Source organism: Lysobacter capsici (assembly GCF_018732085.1).
Taxonomy (GTDB): Bacteria; Pseudomonadota; Gammaproteobacteria; order Xanthomonadales; family Xanthomonadaceae; genus Lysobacter; species Lysobacter capsici_A.
On the sequence record NZ_CP076103.1, the window covers coordinates 790508 to 817377 of the forward strand.

Below are 26870 nucleotides of genomic sequence, written 5' to 3' on the forward strand. Positions count from 1 at the left end.
GAATCCCAAATCCCAAATCCCCGCCCTCAAACAAAATACGGCCGCTCCACCGTAAACAACAACCGCTTGGCCCCTTCGCGCCAGGCCTGCGGGCAACGCTCGCCCAGCACGATCGCCGCGGTGCTGTAGGCCAGGCCGCGCGAACGCGCGGTGACCGCGCCGAGCGCGCGTTCGGCGTCGGCGCTGCTCGCGCCGCGCTTCACCGCATCGAAGAACGCGGCGATCTTCGCCGCTTCGCGCGGGTCCGATTGCAGCGCCAGTTCGCGCAGGCGCGGATTGTCGTCGCGTTCGCGCGTGGCCAGGGCCAGCGCGGTCCAGGCGCTGACATCGTCCATGCCCTCGTGCGGCACCAGCTTGAGCGCTTCGGCGACGGTCTCGCGCGGCGCGCCGTCGGACGCGGCGACCAGGCGCAGCATCTGCGCGCGCAGGTCCGCGTCGGCCTGGGCGATGCGCAAGGCCGACTGCAGATCGCCGCGCTTGAGCGAGGTGTAGGCCGAGTACGGCGAATCCGGCGGCAACTGGCCCTGTTCGATCGCCATCAGTCGCTCGAACTGGGCAGAACTGATGGCTTTGCCGAGGTCGACCGCCGCTTCGCCGCCGATCGCGCGCTGGGTGCGGGCGATCTCCAGCGCGACCCATTCGCCGACCTGCGGCATCTTCGCCGCCTGCTGCAGCAGCGGCAGCGCGCTGGTCCACTGCGCGTTCTCGACGTGCGAATAACCCGAAGCCAATGCGAACCAACCGTTGTTGGGCCAGCGCGCGTGGCCGGCGTAGAACGCCTGAGTCTGGGCCTCGTCGTCCGGGCCGCAACGCGCCGCGACGTAGTGCAAGTCGGCGGACTGCGGCGATTGCTGCGCGAGCGCGCGATGACGTTCGCACACCTGGGCATAGGCCGGCTTGCCCTGCGCGGCGTCTTGTTCGGCGCGCAGCGTGATGACCTCGGCCGGCGCCCGACGCAAGCGCTGCGCGATCAGGTCGGCGAAATCCTTGCGCTTGCCGGCGAGCGCCAGCCAGGTGGCGATGTGCTGCGAATCGCCAGCGTCCCAGCGCGCGTGCGTGGCCGCGATCTCGGCCTGGCGTTCCTCGCCGTCGACCAGATCCATCTGGTACACCGGCGACAGATCGGCGTAGCCCATCAACACGGTGCGGGTGCCGCCTTCGCCCTTGGTGCTGATCTGCTTGGGCGGTTCTTCGAAGATGTAGTCGGCCGAGGTCGTGGTCCAGCGCGGCGCGCCGAGCTTGCGCTCGGGCACTTGCGCGCGCGAGCCGTACACCGCGGTCCATTCCACCAGCGGCGCGGCGCCGGCGATGTTGTAGACGAAGTGCGCGCTGGTGCCGCCGGCATCGCTGTCGAACTCCTCGACCGAGGCGCCGTCGGCGGTCGAGGTGACCACGTGATGGCGGCCTTCGCCGGGCAGTTCGAAGGTGAGGTGCTGCAACGGCTCGACCTCGACCGTGGTCTCGTCGACCCGCACCTTCATCGCCTGGGCCAGGCCATTGATCACGGTGATCTTGGCCATGCCCAGCGAGGCGCCGAAGAACAGCACCGTGCCGACGATGCCGCCGGCCGCGCCGACCCGCGCCAGCGCCGGCACCAGGCCGTCGGCGGTCTGGAAGCGATCCCACCAGCCCAGCTTGGTCTGCAGACGGCGATTGCCGTTGGGCAGCAGGCGCGCGTAATGCGAGGGCGCGGCGGCGGCGGTGTCGGGACGAACGATGGGCGCGTCGACGATCGCTTCATCCGACGGCGCTTGCGTGAGCGCCGCCTCGCCCGACATTTCTTCGCTGGGCGTTATCGCCGCAGCCGCGGGCCGATCGAACCGCGAACGCTCGAACGCGGCCGGCTCGGGTTCGCCACTGGCCCGGGCATGCAGGCGCTGCGCGACTTCGTTCTCGGTCGCCAGCAGGCTTTCCAGCGCCGCGTTGCGCAGCGCCGACAGCGGGCCGGTGGTGCCGCGCACCCAGTTGTCGATCGCCTTGAGCCACGGATCGATGTTTTCCTGGCTCGCCGGCGGCAGGGTGAACGCGCCCATCGCCTCGGCCCAGTCGTCGACCCCGAGTTTTTCGGCGATGCGCCAATCCAACTTCACCTGCGCGGCGTGCTCGTGCAGTTCGCGCAGCACGCCGTGCAGTTCGTTGGCCGAGCGCAACAGGCGGGTGAGTTCGCTCGAGGAGACCTTGCGGTCGGCGGTCACCACCTCGTAGGTGTTGACGAACAGCGCGTTGGCGTCGAGCACGTTGGCGCAGCTGTGGTCGGCGTAATGCAGCACCGCCAGCTGGCCGCGCAGGAATTCCTCCCACGGCCCGCCCAGCGCGCGCGCGGCGGCGAGGTGGACGCTGCGGCAGCGGCGATCGTGTTCGCGCACGTCCTTGCGCAGCGGCGCGAGTTCGGCGTCGAGTTGTTCGATCACCTTCGGCAGTTGCTTGGCCGGCAGTTCGGCGCCGCGCCAGCGCAGCATGCCGCCGGGCGCGCGCAGGTGGCCCTGGCGCATGGCTTCCAGAACGGCGCGTTCGGATTCCAGTTCGCGCAGGCGCTCCAGGTTCTGGCCGTGCGATTCGGGATACAGCCCGGTCAGGTGCTCGCCCAGGTCGGTGCCGGCGGGAATGCCGTAGTACAACTCGCCGGGCTGTTCGCATTCGCGCACGATCGAACGGCCGAGGTAAGTGCCGCGGAAGCGGCGGTCCAGGGCCAGATCGGCGTAGTCGCTCTGCAAGTGACGCAGCGATTCCTCGATCGGCACGAACGGCAGCGGATCGGGCGTGTCGATCATTTCGCGCGACATGCGCTGCTTGAGCGCCTGCGGATCGCGCAACAGCGACAGCGCCGGGCGCGGGTCGATCTCGCAGGCGATGTAGACGCGCTTGATGTTGTGTTCGCGATCGCTGTTGGCCGGATGGGTCGACCACATCTGCGGCGGCTGCGCCATCTCGTTGCGGAACACGCGGTGGCGGTCGCGGTCCTGCGCCGGCAGTTGCGGCGGCTCGCCGTACTGCGCGTCGGCGAACACGCTGCGCAGGTTTTCGATGATCCGGGTCTGGATCGCGAATAGGTCGACCACCGGACGCTTGTTGGCGTATTCGCGGTTGGCGAAGTTCAAGGTGCGGTCCCAGGCGTCGTCGGCCGCGCCCAGGCGGTGCAGCGCGTGCACCAGCGCGTCGCTGCCGGTCAGCGAGGCGGCGACCAAGTCGGCCTGGTACTCCATCTCGCGCGACAGCGCGCGCTGCGCCAGCACCACCACCCGGAACACGATTTCCACCAGCGAGCGGATCGACCACACGATCAGCGACAGCAGCCAGCCGATCCAGGCCACGCGCAGGTCGAAGCGCGACAGCCCGCGTAGGAAATCGTCGAACGCATCGCGCTTGGCGATGATGTGCGCGGCGATCTGCTGGGCGATGTAGACCCAGCGCCCGACCGCCATCGTGCGCTGGGCGAAATGGCCGAATTCGTGCGCGAGCACGGCCTTGAGTTCGCCCAGGTTGAGCACGTTGACCAGGGCCAGGCCGATTTCCAGGTTCTTCTTCGACGGCACGATCAGATTGGCCAGCGACAGGTCGTAGAACACCCCGGCGTTGACCCGCGGCGACAGGAACACCCGGTGCGGACGCGGCGCGCCGGCTTCGTCGGCCAGGCGGTGCAGGAACGCGAACAGCTCGGGCTGTTCGGCCGGCTTGAGTTCCATGTCCTGCGCGTCCTTGCCGCCGCGCTTGGTGAAGATCAGCGCCTTGGCCATGAACACGCACAGGAACGCCGCGCACACGCTGGCGCCGGCGGCGAGCACGACGTTGTCGGCACTGCCGCGCACGATGCTCGCGAACAGCCGGAACGCGGTCCAGCCGAACCAGCCCAGCAGGGCGAAGTAGATCGTCACGAAACCGAGCAGGCCGGCCATCGCCAGCCAGGCGTGACGCTTGTAGGCGGCACTGGGTGCAGTCAATTGCGCGGGCACGGACGCAGGTCCGGCCGGATACATCGTTTCCATGATTTCCCCCGTGCGAAGGCGCACCCGCTCGCGGGCGGCCCGTTCGATGATCGGCGGTCGCCCCATTGCCGGCCGCCACGGTTATTCTGCGCCGATTTTTGTGATCTAGTCACCACTCTTGGCGGGGTTTTTCGAAGCCCGCCCGGCCCCGAACGGGACCGTCGCGGCGGCCCGTCGGGGCCTGCGACCGACGGCCGGCCAGCGCCGCCCTGTATCGTGACGGCTTGGTCAAACCACGCCGGCCCGCGACCGCTCGATGCGGCCGGCGGCGCCCGGCCCGGAGAACACGAACGCGATGGATGCAGTACAGCCCGAGGACGACGACATCGGCGCGGCCGCCGACGCAGCGGCCGCGCCGCATGCGCTGGCGCCGTTGCCGTATCACCAGGCCCTGGTCGCGCATTTCAAGCGCGCCGAACCCGAGGTCTGGGCCTGGGCCTCGTCGCTGAGCGTGCAGACCCGGCACGCCCAGGAACTGCGCACCGAACTGCTGCGCAAGACCTATCGACTGACCGCCGGCTCGCATCCGCGGGTGCATGCGCTGTGCGGCGAGGTGATCGCGCGCCTGGGCATCGAAGCCAGCGTGACCCTGTACCAGGCCGGCGACGGCGCGATGGGCGCGAGCCTGTGGTTCCTGCCCGGCGAAGCGCACGTGGTCCTGGCCGGCGCGGTGCTCGAACGCCTGGACGAGATCGAACTGAGCGCGCTGCTCGGTCACGAGCTCGCGCATTACAAGCTGTGGACGCTCGACGGCGGCGATTACCACACCGCCCAGCGCATCCTCGACCACTGCATGGCCGATCCGCAGGCCGCGAGCAGCCAGGCCGAAAGCGCGCGCCGCTACAGCCTGCACACCGAGATCTTCGCCGACCGCGGCGCCGCGGTCGCGGCGCAGGCAGCGCTGCCGGCGGTGGCGATTTTGGTCAAGGTGCATACCGGCCTGGGCAATGTCGATCCGACCGCGTACCTGGGCCAGGCCGAGGAAGTCGAACGCGACGATCCGCGCCACAGCCGCGGCGAAACCCACCCGGAAGCGTATCTGCGCGCGCAGGCGGTCGATCGCTGGTGGCGCGGCGCGGCCAACACCGACAACTGGCTGCGCCGGCGTTTGCAGGGGCCGTTGTCGTTCGACCGGCTCGACCTGCTCGATCAGGTCGAACTGCGCGCGTTGACCCGCCGCTTCATCGCCCGCTTGCTGGCGATGCCGGCGTTGAACTGCGAAGCCGCGCAGCAACAGGCGCGCAGCTACTTTCCCGACTGGAGCGATCAGGAACCCGCCGCCGATGACGAAGCGCTCGCGCCCGATCGCATCGACGACAGCGTGTACGGCTACCTGCGCAGCGTGATGCTCGACTTCGCCCTGATCGACGCCGATCAGCGTGAGGCGGCATTGCTCGACACCGCGCGCCTGGCCGCGCGCATCGGCGGCCGCGCCGAGTTCCTGACCGCGCTCAAGCGCGACGCTGGCCTGGGCAAGCGCGAACTCGACAAGCTGGTGCGCCGGCTCGACCAGGAGAGCGCGGCATGAACTCGCCGACTGCGCCGCCTGACGGCGCGGCGCCCGCTCCGATCGATCCGGCCCGCGTCGACGGCGACACGTTGCGCGCGGTGATCGCGGCCCAGCGCGGCGCCGGCCTGGCCACCGACGACGTGCTGTTCCTGGCCTTGCCGCTGCTGCGCGCGGTCGCGCAACTGCATGCGCACGGCCGGGTCGCCGCGCTCAACGCCGACGACATCGTGTATGCCGCCGACACCGGCCTGGGCCTGCGCGCGCCCGAAGGCCGCCTGCCGACGCTCGATATCGAACGCTTGCGCAAGGTCCAACCGCCGCCGGGATCGACCCTCAACATCGTCGGCGAACTGCGCGTCACCCAGGACGCCGCCCACGGCAGCAGCCTGGAAAACCTGCACACCCAGCACGATCTCGCGCAAGCGATCGAACGCCCGGTGTACCTGCCGGGTTATCGCTGCTGGGAACTCGCGCTCGGCCATCACGACGAAATCGGCGACATCTTCCAACTCGGGCAAGTGCTTGCCAGCCTCGCCTGCGGGCTGGATTTCGACGACACCGACGATCTGGACCTGTTCGCCGCGCAACGGCAGAACCTGTTCCGGATCAATCCGCGCCTGAATCCGGTGCTGGCCGCGATCATCGTCGAGATGACCGCGCTGAACCGGCACGAACGCGCGACCGATCTGGCCGAACTGGTACAGCGCCTGGAGACGTACCGCGACCAGCCGATGGGCCTGGATGTCGAGCGGGTGCTGTCGGATGCGAAAGGCCACAGCCCACGCCGCATCGCGGTGCTGTCGCACTTGCGCGATCGCCTGTTCGATCTGTCGCGGCGCAATCGCCTGCTGCAATTCCGCGCGACCCAGGCCAGCGTCAACCTCACCATCGCCAGCGTGCCGATCGTGCTGCAACTGGGCAGCATCCGACCCGAGCAGCTATGCACCTGGAGCGGCGAGTTCGCCGACGAGGTGATCGCGGGCAACCCGGTGAGCCTGCATCGCTGGCTGCGTTTCGACGATCAGCCGTATCTGCCGGCGGCGCTGGACCGCATCGCCCAGGAAACCCGCCGCGACCGCGCCGAGTTCGGCTTCAGCCATCTGCGCCTGGTCGTCGCCTTCCTGCGCTGGCACAACCTCAAGGAAGACCCCGAGCAGCGCTTCGTTTCGCCGCTGCTGTGGCTGCCGGTCGAACTGGTACGCAAGAAGGGCGTGCGCGACCAGTACGTGATCCAGTGCGAGGACGGTGAGGCCGAATTCAATCCGGCCCTGCGCCATTACCTGCGCCAGCTCTACGACATCCAGTTGCCGGAAACCGTCGACCTGCAGAAGGTCTCGATCGAATCCATCCACGCCGACCTCGCCGCGCAGATCCGCGCGTCCGAGCCCGGGGTCGAACTGCGCCTGCAGAGCAAGCCGGCGATCGAACTGATCCGGCGCAAGGCGGTGCAGCGCCTGCAGCAGTACCAGCGCCGCAGCGGCGGACGCATCAAGCCCGATGCGCAGCGCCCGGATTTCAGTTACGAACGCGAGGATTACCGCCCGCTCGGCCTGGCCTTGTTCCGCCAGCGCGTGCAGCCCAGCCCGCTGCCGTTGCGCGCCGCGGTCGGCGCGGCGCCGATTCCGCAGCCGCAGCGCATGAGCGCGAGCAGCGACGAGATCGAGCACACCACCTACGCGCTGCAGGACGATACCGGGCACGCCTACGCCTGGGACTTCGATCTGACCCAGGTCACCCTGGCCAATTTCAACTACAAGAAAATGTCGCTGGTGCGCGATTACGCGCAATTGATCGAGGACGATCCGACTTCGGTCGACGCCGCGCGCGGCGGCTTCGATCGGATCTTCTCGATCGAGCCGCGCGAGGTCGATATCGCGCCGCCGGCGCCGATCGCGCCGGACCAGCAATGGAACGTGGTCGCCAGCGACGCCACCCAGAATGCGGCGGTCGCGCTGGCCCGCGGCGGCCGCAGTTTCATCATCCAGGGCCCGCCCGGCACCGGCAAATCGCAGACCATCACCAACCTGATCGCCGATTACGCCGGCCGCGGCCAGCGCGTGCTGTTCGTGTGCGAGAAGCGCGCCGCGCTCGACGTGGTGTTCCATCGCCTCAAGCAGGCCGGCCTGGACGAACTGTGCTGCCTGATCCACGACTCGCAGACCGACAAGAAAGCCTTCGTCCACGATCTGCGCGATTGCTACGAGCGCTGGATCGCCCAGGCGCATCAGCACGAGTCGCTGACCCAGGCGCGCGCGGCGGTCCACGAGGCGCTGGCCGCGCAACTGCGCCAGATCGAACGCTACGAACACGGCATGGCCGCGATTCCGGAGCGACTGGGCGCCAGCGTGCGCGCATTGCTGCGGCGCGCGGTGGAATTGCCGGCGCCGGTCGAATTGGGCGCGCGCGAACGCGAACAACTGCCCGATTACGCGCTGTGGGAACGCGAGCGCAGTGCGCGCGAAGGTCTGCAGACCCTGTTGCGCGAACGCTACGGTAGCGACCGGCTCGCCGCGCATCCGTTCGCGCGCCTGTCGGCGCGGCTGCTTGCCGGCGAGCGTGCCTATGCCGACACCGAGGCGGTGCTGGCCGATTGCGACGCACAGGTCGACCGGCTCGATGCGGCCTTCGACGACGAACGCAGCCTGCTGACGCCGCAGACAACACTCGCCGATGCGGCCACGCTGACCGCGATGGCGCGCAAGATCGACGACACGCGTCTGGCGGCGCATCCGGATTTGCTCGATCCGGCATCGGCCGCGAGCACCCAACTGCGCCAGGACAGCGAGGCCTTCGAACAGCTCGAACGCCGCCGCGCCGAAGCCGGCAAGCACACCGTGCATTGGAAGGTGTCGTTCTCCGAACAGGATACGCAAGCGGCGTTGGCGATCGCGCGCAGCCAGGAGCGATCGCCGCTGCGTTGGCTCAAGCCATCGTGGTGGCGGTTGCGTGGCACCATGGCGCGCAGCTACGACTTCGCTCAGCACGCGGTGCGGCCGAGTCTGGTCCAGGTGCTGGAAGCGCAGGCCGCGCATCAACACGCGGCCAATGAATGCGTGGCGTTCGAAGAGCGGCTGCGCGCGCGCCTCGACACGCCGGCACTGACTTCGTTCGTGCAGACCTTGCAGCTGTGGCGCAACGCGCTGCCGACTTCGCCGATCCTGCGTAGCCTGCACGAACATCTGCTGGCCACGCCCGACCCGGCGGCCTATGCGCAACGCGAAGCCGGTTTCGCCGGGCCTGCGGTGCGTCTGCAGGAGATCGCCCAAGCCTCGCTGGACCTGCCGGACACGCTGAGCCTGGGCGAGTTCGCCGAATGGACCCGCGACCTGCGCGAAGGCCTCGACGACCTGCCCGACGCGCTGCCGCCGCTGCGCGCGATGCACGCCGCCGGCTCGGTGTATGCGCGCGCCCTGCAGCAACTCGACCTCGCGCCGGCGCAACTGGATGGCGTGATCCTCGACGAGTCGCTGGCGCGGCTGCATCGAGAACAACCCGAACTCGCCCGCTTCGATGCGCGCGCCCTGGCCGACGCCGCGCACCGCGCCGCGCTCGCCGAACGCGAGCTGTTGCAGCGCAATGCCGGCGTGGTGCGCGCGACCCTGCATCGCCAGTTCCTCGAACGCGTGCGCCAGTCCTCGTTGTCGGCCAGTCAGCTCGACGCCGACGGCAAGCTGTTCAAGAAGCGCTACGCCACCGGCCGGCGCGAACTCGAGCACGAATTCGGCAAGAGCATGCGCTATCGCTCGATCCGCGAACTGGCCGGCGGCGACACCGGCCTGGTGGTCAACGATCTCAAGCCGATCTGGCTGATGAGCCCGCTGTCGGTGTCTGACACCCTGCCGCTGAGCGCGGACCTGTTCGACGTGGTGATCTTCGACGAAGCCAGCCAGATCCCGACCGAGGAAGCGGTGCCGGCGCTGAGCCGCGCGCCGCAGGTGGTGGTGGTCGGCGACGAGATGCAGTTGCCGCCAACCAGCTTCTTCTCCGCGGCCGGCGATGACGACGACAACGCGATCGTCGCCGAGGAAGACGGCGAACGCATCGCGATCAATCTCGATGCCGACAGCCTGCTCAACCAGGCGGCGCGCAATCTGCCGGCGACCTTGCTGGCCTGGCATTACCGCAGCCGTCACGAAGCGTTGATCAGTTTCTCCAACGCCGCGTTCTACGACGGCCGCCTGATCACCATTCCCGATCGCGGCCTGGACACGCGCAGCGAGCAGTCGCTGAGCCTGCGTGCGGGCGACGAGCAGGCCGCCGTAACCGGCGTCGACGCCTTGCTCGCCCGGCCGCTGAGCCATCACCGGATCGAGGACGGCGTCTACGCGAACCGCTGCAATCTGGCCGAAGCGCGCTACATCGCCGGGCTGGTGCGCGAACTGCTGCGCCGCGACAGCGGCCTGAGCCTGGGCGTGGTAGCGTTCTCCGAAGCGCAGCAGGGCGAGATCGAATCGGCTCTGGAAGCGCTGGCCGCGCAGGACGCCGACTTCGCCGCGCGCCTGGAGCGCGAATACCTGCGCGAAGACGAAGACCAGTTCAACGGCCTGTTCGTCAAAAACCTGGAGAACGTGCAGGGTGACGAACGCGACATCATCCTGCTCAGCATCTGCTACGCGCCAGGTGCCGATGGCCGCATGCTGATGAACTTCGGCCCGATCAACCAGCGCGGCGGCGAGAAACGTCTCAACGTGATCTTCAGCCGCGCGCGTCATCGCATGGCGGTGGTGACCACGATCCGTGCCGAGCAGATCACCAACACCCATAACGACGGCGCGGCCGCGTTGCGCGCCTTTCTCGCGTTCGCCGAGGCGAGCGCGCGCGGCGAGACCGAGCGTTCGCAGAGCGTGCTCGGCGCCTTGAATCCCGGCGCCGAACGCGCGTTCTCCAGCGTGGCGCGCGCCGATGCGGCGCGCACGAGCCTGGCCAAGGCGCTGCGCGAGCGCGGCCATACCGTTCACGAGCATGTCGGCCGCTCGCAGTTTCGCTGCGACCTGGCCATCGTCGGTCCGGCCGGCGAGGGCTATGCGCTGGCGATCCTGCTCGATCCGCCCGATGCCGTCGCGGCGGACGTGCGCGAACGCTACGTATTTCGCCCCGGCATCCTGCGCGCGTTCGGCTGGCGGGTCATCGACCTGCCAGCCGCGGATTGGCTGCGCAATCCGCAAGCGGCGATCGAACGCATCGAAGCGGCCATGGCCGTCGACGAGGCTGGCGACGATGTCGCCGAACAGGCGCAGACGATCGCGACGATTGCCGAACCGACATCGCAACCTGAGCCGATCGCGCCCGCGCCCGCATCCGCCGCGCTTGCCTTGCGCGAATTCGTGTTGCAGCAGGGCGGTTCGCACAAGTTCTGGCGGATCGGACGGGTCGACGGCGAAATGACCGTGGTGTTCGGCCGGGTCGGCACGCGCGGCCAGACCCTGATCAAGGCGTTCGATACGCCCGAACGCGCCGAGCGCGAGATCGTCAAGCTGGTCGAGGAAAAGCTGCGCAAGGGCTATGTCGAAAGCCTTGCCTGATCGACCGCTTGTTTGCAGGGGTGAATGCATGGAACGCACCGATCCGCTGATGCGCCGCCGCCCGGCTTGATGCCGGCAGCGGCCGGCCGCATCGTGTGGGTTCATACCCAATGCCACGCGCGGAGCCGATCCATGAGCCAGTCCCCCGATTCGTCCACGCCGCGGATCAAGATCGACTTCGTCTCCGACGTGGTCTGCCCCTGGTGCGCGGTCGGCCTGAATTCGCTGGAGCAGGCGATTGCCCAGGTTGGCGACGCGGTCGAGGTCGAGCTGCATTTCCAGCCGTTCGAACTCAATCCGCAGATGGCGCCGGAAGGCGAGAACATCGACGAGCACCTGGCGCACAAATACGGCCTGGGCGCGCAGCAACTGGCGCAGAACCGCGAAGCCTTGCGCGAGCGCGGCGCCGCGGTCGGATTTCAGTTCAACGCGCGCGATCGCATTTACAACACCTTCGGCGCACATCGCCTGCTGCATTGGGCCGCGGCGCAAGGCGCGGCGCAGGAACGCACGCTCAAGCACGCGCTGCTCAAGGCCTACTTCACCGATGGCCGCGACATTTCCCAACACGAAGTACTCGCCGCAGTCGCAGGCGAGACCGGCCTCGATGCCGATCGCGCGCGCGTGCTGTTGGCCTCGGACGAATACGCCGATGCCGTGCGCGAGCAGGAGCGTTTCTATCAGAGCCAAGGCATCCGCGCGGTACCGTCGGTGATCATCAACGACCGTCACCTGATCCAGGGCGGCCAACCGGCGGAGCAGTTCGAAGCGGCGATACGGCAGATTGCCGGGGTCGCGAAGACGGCCGGGTGATTGCTTGGGTGGGATCGACGGCGCGATAACGTCGAGAATCGAGAGTCGAGAATCGAGAATCGAGAATCGTATTCGTGACTTGCGCCCGGCTTTGCGGAATTCGCTCTTGCTCGTCATCCCCGCGAAGGCGGGGATCCAGAGACTTCAGAGCCATGCTTCGGTAGAGCCCTGGATCCCCGCCTTCGCGGAGATGACAGCAAAAAGAGCCTCACTCCGAGCGACATCCCACACGGATAACTGCGCAACCTCGAAGTCTTTGCGGGATGGAGCTTCAGCCCCGAAACCCCATCGCCGCACAACCCACTGTGCCGCGTGTGTTCGAACGCCCCCGTCGCCTTGTTGACGACATCCGCGCCCCGTACTATCCGCGGCGCGACCGATCTCGGTCGTACCCCCTCTTTGCCAGCCACGCGCATCGCCAGCCAGCCTATTTTTTAAACCGCGGCACTACCTGAGTTAGTCGCTGCGCCGTATCCAGCACGATCGCGTTACGCCATCGACGAACGAGTCGACTGCAACCACGCATGGCGCGACCGATTCGCACCGCCCGACGTCGCCGCGATCCCGCCGACTTCCACCGTCGCGCCACCGCTCCATTCTCGGGTGACCCCGCTCTCATTCCCGAAACCCGCTGCGGCGGCTTGGCGAATCTGTGCGCGCTCGCGCCTTGGCGTCAACGCCCCTGCAATACGGTTGCCACGAAGCGGTTCGCATCCTTCGATCTTCCGCAACGCAAGGAGTGTTCGATGATCGGTTTCGTTAGCGCCACGCGTGCACTGCGCGCCTGTCTCGCAATCAGCGGGCTCGCCACGGCACTGTTCGCATCCAACAGCTTCGCCGCCGGATTGTCCGCGCAATCGGCGGCCGACCGCGCCGCGCTCGCCTTGCGCTGGGCGCCGGTGCATTACCAGGACGTCGATCAGACCGGCAGCCACGCGCTCGGCGGCGGTGCCGACTACATCACCCGCTACGACTTCGACGGCGACCTCGACGCACGCAACAACTGGGACCGCGCCGGCCAATCGGCCTATCCACTCGCCGCGCACGCGTACTATTCGGTCGTAGAGACCAGCACCCACTGGTTCATCACCTACCTGTTCTTCCACCCGCGCGACTGGACCGATTCGTTCTTCGACACCGAACACGAGAACGACGCCGAAGGCGTGTTGTTCGCGATCGCCCGCGACGGCTCGACCTACGGCACCTTGAAAGCCGCGGTCACCGTCGCCCACACCGACTTCTTCTCCTACGTCCCCGCCGGCAGCAACTGGACCGGCAACGCCGAAAGCGTCGACGGCTCGCTGTCGTTCCTGACCTACCAAGGCGCACCGCATCCGGTCACCGCGCAGGAAGCCAAAGGCCACGGCCTCAAGGCCTGGCCGGCCTACAACATCAACGGCGACGGCGTGATCTATTACCCCTCGCTGACCACCGCCGAAGTCCCGTCGAACCCCGACGACCGCGACGTCAAATACAAACTCATCGACATCTTCGAACCCGGCGGTATGTGGGAACAGCGCAACAACAGCTGGTTGTTCGGCGGCTACGGCAGCTTCGCCGGCGACACCAGCGGCGGCTGCGGCAGCGGCGCGATCAGCTGCGGCACCAACGCGGCGAATGCGCCGTGGGGGTGGGACGACAGCAACGATGGGCCGGGTAGGGGGATGTTGGCTACCGATCCGGTGGGGGTGGTGACGAATTACTTCAAAGTGCCCGAAGCCATAAGTCAAATTTACATCTACTCTCCATATCGCTGATCTGGCAATACTGTGCCGCTGGATATTTAGAGAGTGCGACGTAATTTTTCGTGATCGCTGTGGGTGCGGTTCTACGAAATATGTGGCTTTAGTGGATCACGTGACGGTACTGATCATGCCAAGACGCCCTCGTGCATGTTTAGCTTTTGTCGCGAGTTGATGTCTTGTTGTCTGCGACGTTATTAAGGTAGCTTGCGGCTTGATGCTTGTGCTTCGACGTCAGCGTAGTCGGCGCTTCGTCGTGCGTGGGTTTTGTTAAATATTCTAAGCGCTATCGAGGTGGGGGATGAGGCTCGATTTTCGATTTAAAGAAATGGCGGGTTTTCTGCTTCTGGTGCAGGCCGTCTCAATGGCGGGGCGCGCGGACGCCACCGATTTCTATGGCGCCCCCTATTACGACGATTACGCATATTGGAACAATCCGCGCTTCCCGTCTGTGGATAGCGATGTGCAGGCTTGGTGGGCTGAGTATAAAAATGATTGGCCATCGGCGTTTCCGGGGTGCAGTTACACCCTGGAAAATCATGTGGATGGACGTCTCACGGGGCGTTTTGCGACAATGACGTTGCATGGCACTTGCGGCGGAAAAGGCACGGTACGCGGCACCAAATATGACTATGCGCCGGAGAAGAATCTGGGTCCGCCGAGTTGTACGGCGCCAAGCACCCACTGTGGCAACCCGATCAACTTGGCCATCGGCAACAAATACCAAAAAGAAGACGATCTGCAGGCCGGGCCCTGGCTTTCGTTCTCGCGGCACTACAACAGCCATGAGTCGACTCCGTCGGAGCAGTTCGGCCGGAACTGGAGGCACACCTACAGCTATCGCTTGCAACATCTAAGCGACTCCCTTGGGCCGCAGGCCGTAACGCTGTCACGACCGGAAGGCACCAGCGTCATCTTCAACTACGTTGCCGGCCAATGGCACGCCGACGCGGACGTCTTCGCGAAGCTGGTGATTAATACCGACACCTCGGGTCAACTGTCGGGCTGGACGTATACGCCACGCGACGGGCGCGAGGTCGAACAGTACGACAAGCTGGGCCGGCTCAGCACCATTGCGAGAACCGACGGTACGTCCCTGGCCTTTACCTACAACGGGGGCATGGTCGTTACCAATACGCCCAGCGACTATCTGGTGACTCGGGTCGAGTCTCAGGATGGACGCGCTTTGACGCTCCAGTACGACAGCAGCTTGCGCATCAGCAAGATGCTGGATCCGGTGGGCGGTGAGTATCTCTACGCTTATGACGCACAGAATCGCCTTGAAACCGTAACTTACCCTGGCGGCACGCAACGTCGTTATCACTACAACGAGTCTGCTTACACGGCGGGCAACAATCTCCCTAACGCGCTTACCGGGATCACGCGCGAGGATGGCCAGCGCTACGCTATCTTTACCTATGGATCGGACGGAAAAGCCAAGTCCACCGAGCACGCAGGCGGAGTCGAGAAGTTCTCATCTGTGTACGATGCAAGTGGTTCGGCGACAGTCACCACGCCCAATGGCAGCGTCCAGGTGCGTTCCTTCACCACCGCCTTGGGCGTCAAGAAGGCCTCATCGGTCCAGGAGCAATGCTCCGGCTGCGCTACGCGCACGACCAGTTACACCTATGACGCGAACGGTTACCTGGATCTGAAAACCGATCCGCGCGGCGTGAGGACTGACTATGACTACAACGCGCGCGGTTTGCTGCAGCAAAAGGTAGACGCCGCAAATGACACCACCGGAAGCAAGCGAACCACCCAGACGGACTGGGATGCCGTCTTCGCCGTCCCGGCCGAGCGGCGGGTTTACGACGCGAGCGGCATCCTCCTAAAGAAAACGGCCTGGAGATACAACGCTCGCGGACAGCAGATCGCTGTCGATCAGGTCGACCCCTCTTCGGGCGCCGTGCGCACATCCGAGACGACGTACTGCGAGCAGTCCGATGTAGACGCGGGCGCTTGTCCTTTCGTCGGTTTGATTCGGTCTCAGAATGGACCCAGAACCGATGTGGCCGACGTAACCCGGTACGACTACTACACCGTCGACGCGCCTGGCTGCGCCACGAGTTCCGCGGCTTGCGATTACCGCAAGGGCGATCTTCGCAGGATCACCAATGCCTTGAATCAATCGAATGAGGTTCTGCGATACGACGCGGCAGGTCGGGTTCATTCATTGGCCAGCGTCAATGGTGTTGTTTCGGATTTCGAATACAACGCCCGTGGCTGGGTGATCTCCAGCAAGGTTCGCGGGCCCGATGACAGCGTAGAAACCGACGATGTCATTGCAAAAATCGAATACGAGCCCACCGGCTTGGTCAAGAAAGTCACCCAGGCTGATGGCTCGTTCATTCGGTATGGCTACGATGCCGGGCATAGACTCACCCGTGTCTACGACAATGCGGGGAACAGCATTCAGCTGACGCTGGACAATGCGGGCAATCGGATCAAGGAAGATACGTTAAAAGACGATGGAAGCCTGAAGCGCACGTTGTCGCGTGTGTACGATCAATTAGGTCAACTGGCAACTTCGAAAACCGCCTACGACCATCCTACCGGCTTCACCTACGACGCCAACGGTAACGATGAAGTCACCACCGATGCCCTGGGTCGCAAGACCGACAATGATTACGACCCGTTGAACCGGCTGGCCAGGTCGCTGCAGGATGTTGGTGGCATCAATGCGAAGACCGAGTTCAAGTACGACGTCGTGGATCGCGTGACCAAGGTCACCGATCCGAAGAATCTCGATACCACGTATACCTACAACGGCTTCGGCGATCAGGTGCAGCTGACCAGTCCCGACACTGGAGTGTCGACGTATACCTACGACAGCGCCGGAAATCGCAAAACAGAAACCGACGCGCGCAACATCACGCGGACGTATGGCTACGATGCGCTGAACCGACCGACGGCGGTCGCTTATCCGACCACCAGTCTCAATGTCGGCTACGAGTACGACTTCGTGCCCACCGTTTGCGCGACGGGCGAGACCTTCGCCAAGGGCCGCTTGTCCCTGATCACCGATGCGAGTGGCAGCACCCAATACTGCTACGACCGCTTTGGCCGCATGGTGCGCAAGGTGCAGACCACCAACGGCAAGGTGTTCGCGGTGCGCTATGCGTACACCTTGGCGGGGCAGTTGAGCGGCGTGACCTATCCAGACGGTGCGCTAGTGAGCTATCAGCGCGACGTGCGAGGGCGCGTTAGTCAAGTCGATGCCAAACGGGCTGTTGCGGGCGCGGGTTTCGACACATTGCTAAGTCAGGCTGCGTATCACGCGTTCGGGCCAGTCGCGAGCTGGACCTACGGCAACGGTCGCACCTTGGCGCGCCCTGTCGATCTGGATTACCGCACCACGGCCGTCACTGATCCGTCGTTGGGTGGTCTGTCGGTGGGTTTCGGCTTCGACTTGGCCGGCAATCTCAACCAGCTCACGCCGGCGGGCAGCAGCACTTCGTTGTTGAAGTACGACTACGACGGCCTCGACCGCCTGACCCATCTGCGCGACGGCCCCAGCAACACGCCGATCGAGACCTACAGCTACGACGCCACCGGCAATCGGCTGAGCCTGACTCAGGCCAGTGGCACGCAGACCTATGTGTATCCGGCCACCAGTCATCGTCTGGCTCAGGTCGGCAACAGCGGCCTGCGCGGCTACGACCCGAGCGGCAATACCACCGATATCGACGCCAACAGCTTCGTCTACAACGACGCTGGCCGCATGAGCCAGCTCAAGCAGAGCGGCGTGTTGAAGATGACGTATCTGTACAACGGCCTGGGCGAGCAGGTTCGCAAATACACCGACGCCGACAACCGTTACATGGTCTACGACGAATCGGGCCATTGGCTGGGCGAATACGACAGCAACGGCGCGACGATCCAGCAGGCGATCTGGATGTACGATCTGCCGGTGGGCGTGTTGGCTGGTGGCGGCGCGCAGCAGAAGCTGCATTACGTCGAACCCGATCATCTGGGCACGCCGCGCGTGGTGATCGATCCGGTGCGTAATGTCGCGGTGTGGAGCTGGGACTTGAAGGGTGAGGCGTTCGGCAACAGTGCGCCGAATCAGGATCCGGATCTGGATGGGACCGCGTTCGTGTTTGATATGCGGTTTCCGGGGCAGCGGTTCGATTCGATAAGTGGGTTGAGTTACAACTACTTCCGGGATTACGAAGCAGGCGCAGGACGATATGTGCAGAGTGACCCCATTGGCTTGTCTGGAGGTATTAACACATACGCCTATGTAAGAGCCAGGCCGATGGATGTAATTGATCCAAGGGGTCTCAATGGTGTTGGGGTTGGCGTTGCCAGAGGTGTTCTTTCGTGGATAGCGTTAGATACTGCCGTGCCAGAGCCAACAGACTTGGCATGGCCGAAGTGGGTCGCGTATGGAGCAGGTGCGGCCATAGCGGGTGGATTGCTTTGGGCGGCTAATGAAAGCGGAAATGAATATGATGGTACCGCTGGAGCGAGCGAGGGCAGTGAGAAAATTTGTAAACCGGCAATAGCTGATGTTCAGGCGCGCGACTTCTGTGAGCAAATGGCCTTGGCAGAAGCAAAAGCGGGAGCGGGACGAGTAAAAATGGGAACCATGGGAGATGAGCCTCGCCTCGTTGCACACTATGGTGTTGGGCCTTGGATGAAAATGGAGCACACTCATGTATGTCCTAATGGCAGAAGGCTTACCATTCATTATTTTTCTAACTTGAGGGGTTCTAATGTTGAGCTCAAGTTCGTTTATGGCGCTTCGGGTTTGGCTCCATGATTGGCCCCGTATATGAATTCTAAGTTGAGGTTTGAGGCGTTTGGCGATGACTCAGGTGTCGAGTTGCATGTCTTCTTTGAGAATGCTGACTTTAAGGGCGTAAGTGCAGCTTGGTTTTCGAGAGATCAGATACTTGCTTTTGTGAAGGATGTTTCTAGATTTCCTTTGAGCTTGGAATCACCGCCATTGCTTGTGGGGGGGTACTGGGATGACTTGGGGCGACATATTGACCAAGAGCATGTCAGGCTGTTCGTTACGCCTTTTGGTGCGCAGGGTGGTGTGGAACTTGGGATTATTTTAGCTGTGCCTCATGAGGATTCTCGTCGAGGTTTAAAGTGTTCGTTAGCCGTAACAGTAAAATCAGAGTACGCACAACTATCATCGTTGGGGGCGGGATTAAATAATTTTGTTTTAAACGCCAATGGAGTGTTTGAACTTGTCTTCCCGCCAGAATGACGGCCGAGCGGTAGAGAAAATGCTTTGCGGGCTAACGAGCCTCTTCGCTGAAGAGTGGGGTGTAAAGAACGATTGCGCCTGGGTGGTTAGCCGTTCGCCGTCATGCCCTATTAGCTTGTGCCGTCAAGATGCAGGGAGGCTTTGGTCGCATAAGTCAGGTCACACGGAGGCAAAACCCGAGATGCATCCGGTGCGCTAACTTCCGGGTGAGCAGGGGTCAGAGCGGGTGAGCAGGGGTCAGAGTGCACTTTAGGGAAAGTCCACCCTGGCCGCTCTTAGTTGGTAACGTCGCCTCCGCTTCACTTCGGCCGAAGATGTTGGATTGAGAATTGGACATTTTTATTGTCATCGTTGTTGTTTTGCTTCTTTCTGTTGTGCTTATATTTTTTCGTGTGCGTGCGTATAGGTATGAGCTGACCGATTTTGGGTTAATAGTAAACTCGTTCGGCATCCTGAAATTGATTGCAGTTCCATACAAGAACATAGTTGGGGTAAGGGTTATCCGTTTGTAGGACCTTTCAGCAGCAGGATGATGGCCTCTTCTACTTAAGAATAGGTTTTCTCTGGGCGTTGTCTTGATAAATTTATATGTGGTTTTTTTTGATCCATTGTAATAACGCCGGATTCACCGCAAGATTTCGTTGAAAATTATTGAAATGCAGGCGCTGATGAGCTGAGCGAGAACGGGTGGCTATAAGGTTACGCATCAGCATCCGATTATGCGAATAGGGTTCCAATAGGGGCGAGTGACTTTCCGGAAACTCCACGCTGATCCCTGTTCGCTTCTAGGGAATGGATTTATAGACCGCGAGCGGTGTAAGCAAGGGTATTTTTTCCGGGCAGCGCTGGCTGCCGGATTGACATGGCTGGTGCTTACATTTCAAGGTTTAGTAATGCGCGCGCTGCATAGAATGGATTTTGAAATGATTGCGACGATTTCTGTCGTTACATTTCTTGCTTCAATACTGGCTGGGTTGGCGGTAGCTGCATTAGTTCGAAAAATTCGTTAGCGATGGTTGTATTGAGTCAGTTGGTCGGGATCGCGCTGGTCGGATTTGCTGCGAGATACTGATCGGATCATGGAATCGGCTATCACGGCGTGGGCGCGTTTCAACGAAGTGTCGAAAATGCCTGTTTCCCCTCGGCCGGTGTCTTCCTGCTGTGTTTTGGGCTTTGTCGGGCAGCGGGATCCAGGCGGCAGTGTGCGTATTAATTGCCGTCGGATTCGTAGCGGCGATCAAACGCGTCAAGCGTGAGAAGTCGGCAGCGCCGACCACGGAATGCACGAATCAGGTAGACGGGTGGGGTGGGGGTCTACGGGTCCGTGAGCACCCTTGGGGAGAGGACGCCCGAGCGCTATACCCGGGCACCTTGCCCGTAGCTGCCTGCGGCAAGTCCGCGCAGCCCAAGCTTTACCCAATCAGCCCACTCAATGCTGCCCCGCAGCAAAAACCCCAACACAATCAAGCACAAGCCACCAAACCCCACCCGGGCAACCGCTCAGGCCGCTTGACCTCGCCCATCCAAAAAAAGAGAATGATCGTTCATTCTACGATGTGGCCGCGGTCTGTCTGACCGCAACAACGACCTGAGGCTCCCCCATGCCGTCGCGCAAGTCTATGTCCCGTAACGCTTTTTCCGGCGTGCCCGCTGCTGTCTCCGTGGCTGTCCTGACCCTCGCCCTCGCGGCCTGCGGCAAGGGCGGCGATCAACAAGGCGGGCCGGGCGGCCCCGGCGGTCAGAAGGGCCAGGTCACCGTGGTGACCCTCAAGCCCGAGACCGTCACCCTGACCCGCGAGTTGCCGGGGCGCACCAGCGCGTCGCTGATCGCCGAGGTCCGGCCGCAGGTCAACGGCATCGTCGAGAAACGCCTGTTCACCGAGGGCGGTCTGGTCAAGGCCGGGCAGCCGCTGTATCAGCTCGACGACAAGACCTATGCCGCCGATCTGGAAACCGCCAAGGCGACCCTGGCGCGCGGCGAAGCCTCGTTGAACTCGGCGCGCTTGAACGCGCGGCGTTCCAGCGACCTGGTCAAGATCGACGCGGTCAGCAAGCAGGACGACGAAACCGCGGTCGCCACGCTCAAGCAAAGCCAAGCCGATGTGTCTTCGGGCCGCGCCGCGGTGCAGAGCGCGAGCGTGATTCTCGGCCGTGCGCGCATCACTTCGCCGATCAGTGGCCGCATCGGTAAGTCGGCGGTGACGCAGGGCGCCTTGGTCACGGCCAATCAGGCCGATGCGCTGGCGGTGGTGCAGCAGCTCGATCCGGTGCATGTCGACATCAGCCAGTCCAGCGCCGAGTTGCTCGCGCTGCGCAAGCAGATCGCCGCCGGCACCCTGACCGAAGCGGTCACGCCGGTGACGATCCTGCTCGAAGACGGCAGCAAGTACCCGCTCGAAGGCAAGCTCGCGTTCTCCGAAGTCACCGTCGACGAAGGCACCGGCAGCTTCCTGCTGCGCGTGGTCGTGCCGAACCCCGACAACATCCTGATGCCCGGCATGTACGTGCGCGCGCTGGTCGGTACCGGCGTGCGTCAGAACGCGCTGCTGGTGCCGCAGCAGGGCATTTCGCGCGATCCCAAGGGCGCGGCGACCGCGATGGTCGTCAACGCCAAGAGCGAAGTCGAGCCGCGCGAAGTGCAGGTCAGTCAGGCGATCGGCGACAAGTGGCTGGTCGAGGGCGGTCTGAAGGCCGGCGACAAGGTGATCGTCGAGGGCCTGCAGAAGATCGGCCCCGGCATGCCGGTCGACGCGACCGAGAAGGGCGCAGCGCCGGCCAAGCCGGCCGCGGCCCCCGCCGCCGCGCCGAAGCAGTAATCGGAGAAATTCATGGCACGGTTCTTTATCGATCGCCCGATCTTTGCCTGGGTCCTGGCGATCATCATCATGCTTGGTGGCGCCATTGCGATCACCCAGCTGCCGATCTCGCAGTACCCGACCATCGCGCCGCCGACCGTATCGGTGAACGCGTCCTACCCCGGCGCTTCCGCGAAAGCCGTCGAAAACTCGGTGACCCAGATCATCGAGCAGAACATGAAGGGCATCGACGGCCTGCTGTACATGTCGGCGACCAGTTCGTCCGACGGTCAGTCCGGCGTCACCCTGACGTTTGAAAGCGGTACCGACCCCGACATCGCCCAGGTCCAGGTGCAGAACAAACTGCAACTGGCCACCCCGTTGCTGCCGCAGATCGTGCAGCAGCAGGGCGTGAGCGTGTCGAAAGCCAACTCGGCGTTCCTGCAGGTCATCGGCTTCGTGTCCGAGGACGGCAGCATGACCGGCGCCGATATCGCCGACTATGTCGCCGCGAACCTGGTCGATCCGCTCGCCCGCGTCGACGGCGTCGGCAGCACCCAGCTGTTCGGCACCAAGTACGCGATGCGCATCTGGCTCGACCCGGACAAGCTCAACACCTACAAGCTGACCCCGACCGACATCATCAACGCGCTGCGCGCGCAGAACGCGCAGGTCGCGGTCGGCCAGCTCGGCGGCACCCCGTCGGTGAAGGGCCAGCAGCTCAACGCGACCATCACCGCGCAGGATCGCCTGCAGACCGCCGACCAGTTCAAGAACATCGTCGTGCGCGCCAATTCCAGCGGCGCGATCCTGAAGCTGTCCGACGTGGCCCGCGTGGAACTGGGCCAGGAGGACTACACCACCATCGCCCGCTTCAACGGCAAACCCGCGACCGGTATCGCGATCTCGCTGGCGACCGGCGCCAACGCGCTGGCCACCGCGCAGGCGGTGCAGGCCGAACTCGAGCAGCTCAAGCCTTCGTTCCCGAAGGGCCTCAAGGCGGTGACGCCGTTCGACACCACGCCGTTCGTGCGCGTGGCGATCGAGGAAGTGATCAAGACCCTGCTCGAAGCGATCGTGCTGGTGTTCCTGGTGATGTACCTGTTCCTGCAGAACTTCCGCGCCACCTTGATCCCGACGATCGCGGTGCCGGTGGTGTTGCTGGGCACGTTCGGCCTGCTCGCGCTGTTCGGCTACTCGGTCAACATGCTGACCATGTTCGCGGTGGTGCTGGCGATCGGCCTGCTGGTCGACGACGCCATCGTCGTGGTCGAAAACGTCGAACGCGTGATGAGCGAAGAAGGGCTGTCGCCGGTCGAGGCCACGCGCAAGTCGATGGACCAGATCACCGGCGCGCTGGTCGGCATCGGCCTGGTGCTGTCGGCGGTGTTCGTGCCGATGGCCTTCCTCGGCGGCGCGACCGGCGTGATCTATCGCCAGTTCTCGGTCACCATCGTCTCGGCCATGGCGCTGTCGGTGCTGGTCGCGATCGTGCTGACCCCGGCGCTGTGCGCGACCATGCTCAAGCCGATCGAGAAGGGCCATCACGCGTCCGACAAGGGCTTCTTCGGCTGGTTCAACGACAAGTTCGACCGCGGCAACGTGAAGTACCAGGGCGTGGTGCGCGGCATCGTGACCCGCGCCGGTCGCTTCATGATCGTGTTCGCGGCGATGGCGGCGTTGATGGCGGTGTTGTTCCTGCGTCTGCCGTCCTCGTTCCTGCCGCAGGAGGATCAAGGCTTCCTGTTCACCATCGTGCAGGCTCCGGTCGGCGCGACCCAGGAACGCACCGGCGAAGTGCTCAAGAAGGTCGAAGACCAGTTCCTCGCCGACAAGGCGGTGGATTCGCTGTTCACCGTGCAGGGCTTCAGCTTCGCCGGTAACGGCCAGAACGCGGGTATGGCGTTCTCGCAGCTCAAGCCGTGGGAAGAGCGCGCCACCACCTGGGGCGATCGCTGGCGCTGGATCACCAGCTTCGGCAAGACGCCGATGCCCGACAACAGCGTCAACGGCGTCGTCGGCCGGGCGATGGGCAGCTTCATGCAGATCAAGGATGCGTTCGTGTTCGCGCTGGCGCCGCCGGCGGTGTTCGAACTGGGCAACTCCAACGGCTTCGTGTTCTATCTCAAGGACAACGCCGGGCTCGGTCACGATGCGTTGGTCGCCGCGCGCAACCAATTCCTCGGCATGGCCGGCAAGAACGAGCTGATGCAGAACGTGCGTCCCAACGGCATGGAAGACACGCCGCAGTTCCGCGTCGACGTCGACAATCAAAAGGCCTCGGCATTGGGCCTGAGCATCGCCGACATCAACTCGACCCTGCAGGCGGCCTGGGGCGGCCAGTACATCGACGACTTCGTCGATCGCGGCCGGGTCAAGCGCGTCTACATCCAGGCCGACGCGCCGTTCCGCATGGCGCCGACCGATTTCAATCGCTGGTACGTGCGCAACGACAAGGGCGAGATGGTGCCGTTCTCGGCGTTCGCCACCACCCGTTGGGAATTCGGTTCGCCGCGTCTTGAGCGTTACAACGGCGTCTCGGCGCTGGAAATCAACGGCGAAGCCAAGCCGGGCGTGAGCTCGGGCCAGGCGATGGCCGAAGTCGAGAAGCTGGTGGCGCAGTTGCCGCCGGGCATCGGCCTGGAATGGACGGGTCTTTCGTACCAGGAACGCCAGGCCGGCGCGCAGACGCCGCTGCTGTACACGCTATCGCTGCTGATCGTGTTCCTGTGTCTGGCGGCGATGTACGAAAGCTGGGCGATCCCGACCTCGGTGCTGCTGATCGCGCCGATGGGCATCCTCGGCACGGTGCTGGCGACGTGGATGCGCGGCATGGAGCGCGATGTGTACTTCCAGGTGGCGATGCTCACCACCGTGGGTCTGTCGAGTAAAAACGCGATCTTGATCGTGGAGTTCGCCAAGGAGAATCTGGAGAAGGGCATGGACCTGATCTCGGGCACGCTGGCCGCGGTTCGCGACCGCCTGCGTCCGATCATCATGACCTCGCTGGCCTTCGGCCTGGGCGTGTTGCCGCTGGCCCTGGCCTCCGGCGCGGGTTCCGGCGCGCAGCGCGCGATCGGTACCGGCGTGCTCGGCGGCATGGTCGTGGGTACGTTCCTGGGTATCTTCTTCGTCCCGCTGTTCTTCGTGGTCGTGGAGAAAGTGTTCGTCAGGAAAAAGCACGCGCCCTCGCAGCAGGGTTCGGCAGGAGCGCAGAGCCATGAGTAAGTTTTCGATCCACGCCCTGGCGCTGGCGATCACGCTGGCGACCACCGGTTGCCTGAGCCTGGCGCCGAAGGTGCCGGCCGCGGACGCGGCGATTCCGGGCGAGTGGCCGTTGCCGCCGACCACCCAGGCATTCACCGGCGCCACGCCGGCGGCGGACGGCTCGCAGCCGGCCGCGGCCGGCACCGTGGCCGACATCGGCTGGCGCGATTTCTTCGCCGACCAGAACCTGGAAACGCTGATCGGCCGCGCGCTGGAGAACAACCGCGATCTGCGCGTGGCCGTGCTCAACGTCGAGAAGGCGCGCGCGCAATACCGTATCCAGCGCGCGGACCGCGTTCCCGGCGTCAGCGCGATCGGCCAGTTGCAGCGCAGCGGTGGTGACAATCAGCCGGTCACCGATGCCTATACCGCCGGTCTGGGCATCACCAACTTCGAGCTGGATCTGTTCGGCCGCGTGCGCAGCCTGAGCCAGTCGGCGTTGCAGCGTTATTTCGCCGAAGAAGAAGCGCGTCGCAGCGCTCAGCTGAGCCTGATCGGCGAGGTCGCCAACGCCTACCTCACCCTGGCCGCCGATCGCGAACTGCTGTCGGTGTCGGAAGCGACCTTGAAGAATCAGCAGTCGGCCTACGACCTGACCGAAAAGCGTCGCGAACTGGGCGCGGTGTCGGGCCTGGAAGTGAGCCAGGCGCGGACTCAGGTCGAGCAGGCGCGCGCCGATGCAGCGCGTTACGCCGGACAGGTGGCGCAGGACCTCAACGCGCTCAATCTGCTGGTCGGCGAACCGGTCGATCCGGCGCTGCTGCCGCAACGTCTGACCGATGAAGTCAGCGGCGTCGGCGCGTTGCCGTCCGGTCTGCCGTCGGAAGTGCTGCTGCGTCGTCCCGACGTGCTGCAGGCCGAGCACAACCTGCTCGCGGCCAACGCCAACATCGGCGCCGCGCGCGCCGCGTTCTTCCCGTCGATCAGCCTGACCGGCCTGTTCGGCAGCGCCAGCACCGAACTGTCGGGCCTGTTCGATTCGAACACGCGCGCCTGGTCGGTCAACCCGGTGATCAATATTCCGATCTTCCAGGGCGGCAAGTTGCGCGCGGGCCTGGCTTCGGCCAAGGCCGACCAGCAGATCGCGTTGGCGCAGTACGAGAAGGCGATCCAGTCGGGTTTCCGCGATGTCGCCGATGCCTTGGCGCTGACCAAGACCCTGGCCGAGCAGCGACAGGCGCAGGAAGCGCTGGTCGAAGCGGCCTCGCGCGCCGATCAGCTTTCGACCGCGCGCTACAAGGCCGGTCGCGACAGCTATCTCAACCAGCTCGATGCGCAGCGCACGCTGTACGGCGCGCAGCAAGGCCTGGTGACCACGCGCCTGAGCGAGCAGACCAATCGCGTGACGCTCTACAAAGTCCTTGGAGGTGGCTGGAACGAGCGCAGCCAATGAGCACCGCGGGCAAGCCCACCGCCAAGGCCGAGGCGCGCGCGCAGGCTCAGCGCGAGCGCATCCTGGTCGCGGCGCAGAAATGCTTCGTCGTGCATGGCTTCCATGCCGCGAGCATGGCCAACATCGCCGATACGGCCGGCATGAGCGCCGGCCTGATCTACCGCTATTTCAAGGGCAAGAACGACATCATCCTGGCCATCATCGAGCGCCAGCTCGAAGAGGCCCGGGCCGATGTGGCCAAGCTGCACGCGACCAGCGATCTGGTCGCGGGCATCGCCGAAGTGTTTCAGCAGTGGCAGGCGAACGATCCCAACATCACCAGCGCGGCGCTGTTCCTGGAACTGACCGCCGAGGCCACGCGCGATCCTGAAATCGCCGCGGCCACGCACGCGTCCGACAAGGTGTTCCGCGCCGATCTGGCCGCCTGGTTCGAGCGCAGTTCCAAGGACGGTGGCCTGGGCGTGCCGAAGCAGGAAGTCGACACCCGCGTGTTGATGCTGCAGTGCCTAATCGAAGGTCTGGCGATGCGCGCGATCTCGCAGCCGGACTTGAGCGTGGCGCAGGTGAAGACAGCGCTGGAGCGGTTTCTGCCGAGTTTGTTGTCGGCGCAGGCTTGAGGTT

The 26870-nt window shown here is 64.5% G+C and carries 11 protein-coding genes; 10 read left to right on the forward strand and 1 reads right to left on the reverse strand.

Going from position 1 to position 26870, the window contains the following annotated elements:
• Positions 1-26: 26 nt before the first annotated feature.
• Entirely contained in the window at positions 27-3938 is a 3912-nt protein-coding gene (locus KME82_RS03205) for a M48 family metallopeptidase (RefSeq protein WP_215497250.1), read from the reverse strand.
• A gap of 340 nt (positions 3939-4278) precedes the next feature.
• On the opposite strand from KME82_RS03205, the gene KME82_RS03210 reads away from it, so the two are divergent.
• From KME82_RS03210 to KME82_RS03255, 10 genes are all read left to right on the forward strand, one after another.
• A complete protein-coding gene (locus KME82_RS03210) occupies positions 4279-5511 on the forward strand; it encodes a M48 family metalloprotease (protein WP_215497251.1) in 1233 nt (410 codons plus the stop codon).
• A complete protein-coding gene (locus KME82_RS03215; protein WP_215497252.1) occupies positions 5508-11015 on the forward strand; it encodes an AAA domain-containing protein in 5508 nt (1835 codons plus the stop codon). Before KME82_RS03210 ends, KME82_RS03215 begins: the two co-directional genes overlap by 4 nt.
• A gap of 132 nt (positions 11016-11147) precedes the next feature.
• Complete coding sequence (locus KME82_RS03220; RefSeq protein ID WP_215497253.1) at positions 11148-11828, forward strand: DsbA family oxidoreductase; 681 nt, start codon at positions 11148-11150, stop codon at positions 11826-11828.
• 746 nt (positions 11829-12574) lie between these two features.
• Positions 12575-13585 (forward strand): hypothetical protein, encoded by a 1011-nt coding sequence (locus KME82_RS03225; protein ID WP_215497254.1) that lies wholly within the window; start codon positions 12575-12577, stop codon positions 13583-13585.
• 286 nt (positions 13586-13871) lie between these two features.
• Positions 13872-18338: an RHS repeat-associated core domain-containing protein gene (locus KME82_RS03230; RefSeq protein ID WP_252255608.1), complete on the forward strand. Its 4467-nt coding sequence runs from the start codon at positions 13872-13874 to the stop codon at positions 18336-18338.
• A gap of 12 nt (positions 18339-18350) precedes the next feature.
• Positions 18351-18794, forward strand: coding sequence for a hypothetical protein (locus tag KME82_RS03235; protein WP_215497255.1), 444 nt, complete (start codon positions 18351-18353; stop codon positions 18792-18794).
• A gap of 1619 nt (positions 18795-20413) precedes the next feature.
• Positions 20414-21610: an efflux RND transporter periplasmic adaptor subunit gene (locus KME82_RS03240; RefSeq protein WP_215497256.1), complete on the forward strand. Its 1197-nt coding sequence runs from the start codon at positions 20414-20416 to the stop codon at positions 21608-21610.
• 12 nt (positions 21611-21622) lie between these two features.
• Positions 21623-24817 (forward strand): efflux RND transporter permease subunit, encoded by a 3195-nt coding sequence (locus KME82_RS03245; RefSeq protein WP_215497257.1) that lies wholly within the window; start codon positions 21623-21625, stop codon positions 24815-24817.
• A complete protein-coding gene (locus KME82_RS03250) occupies positions 24810-26249 on the forward strand; it encodes an efflux transporter outer membrane subunit (RefSeq protein WP_215497258.1) in 1440 nt (479 codons plus the stop codon). Before KME82_RS03245 ends, KME82_RS03250 begins: the two co-directional genes overlap by 8 nt.
• A complete protein-coding gene (locus tag KME82_RS03255) occupies positions 26246-26866 on the forward strand; it encodes a TetR/AcrR family transcriptional regulator (protein ID WP_215497259.1) in 621 nt (206 codons plus the stop codon). Before KME82_RS03250 ends, KME82_RS03255 begins: the two co-directional genes overlap by 4 nt.
• Positions 26867-26870 lie beyond the last annotated feature (4 nt).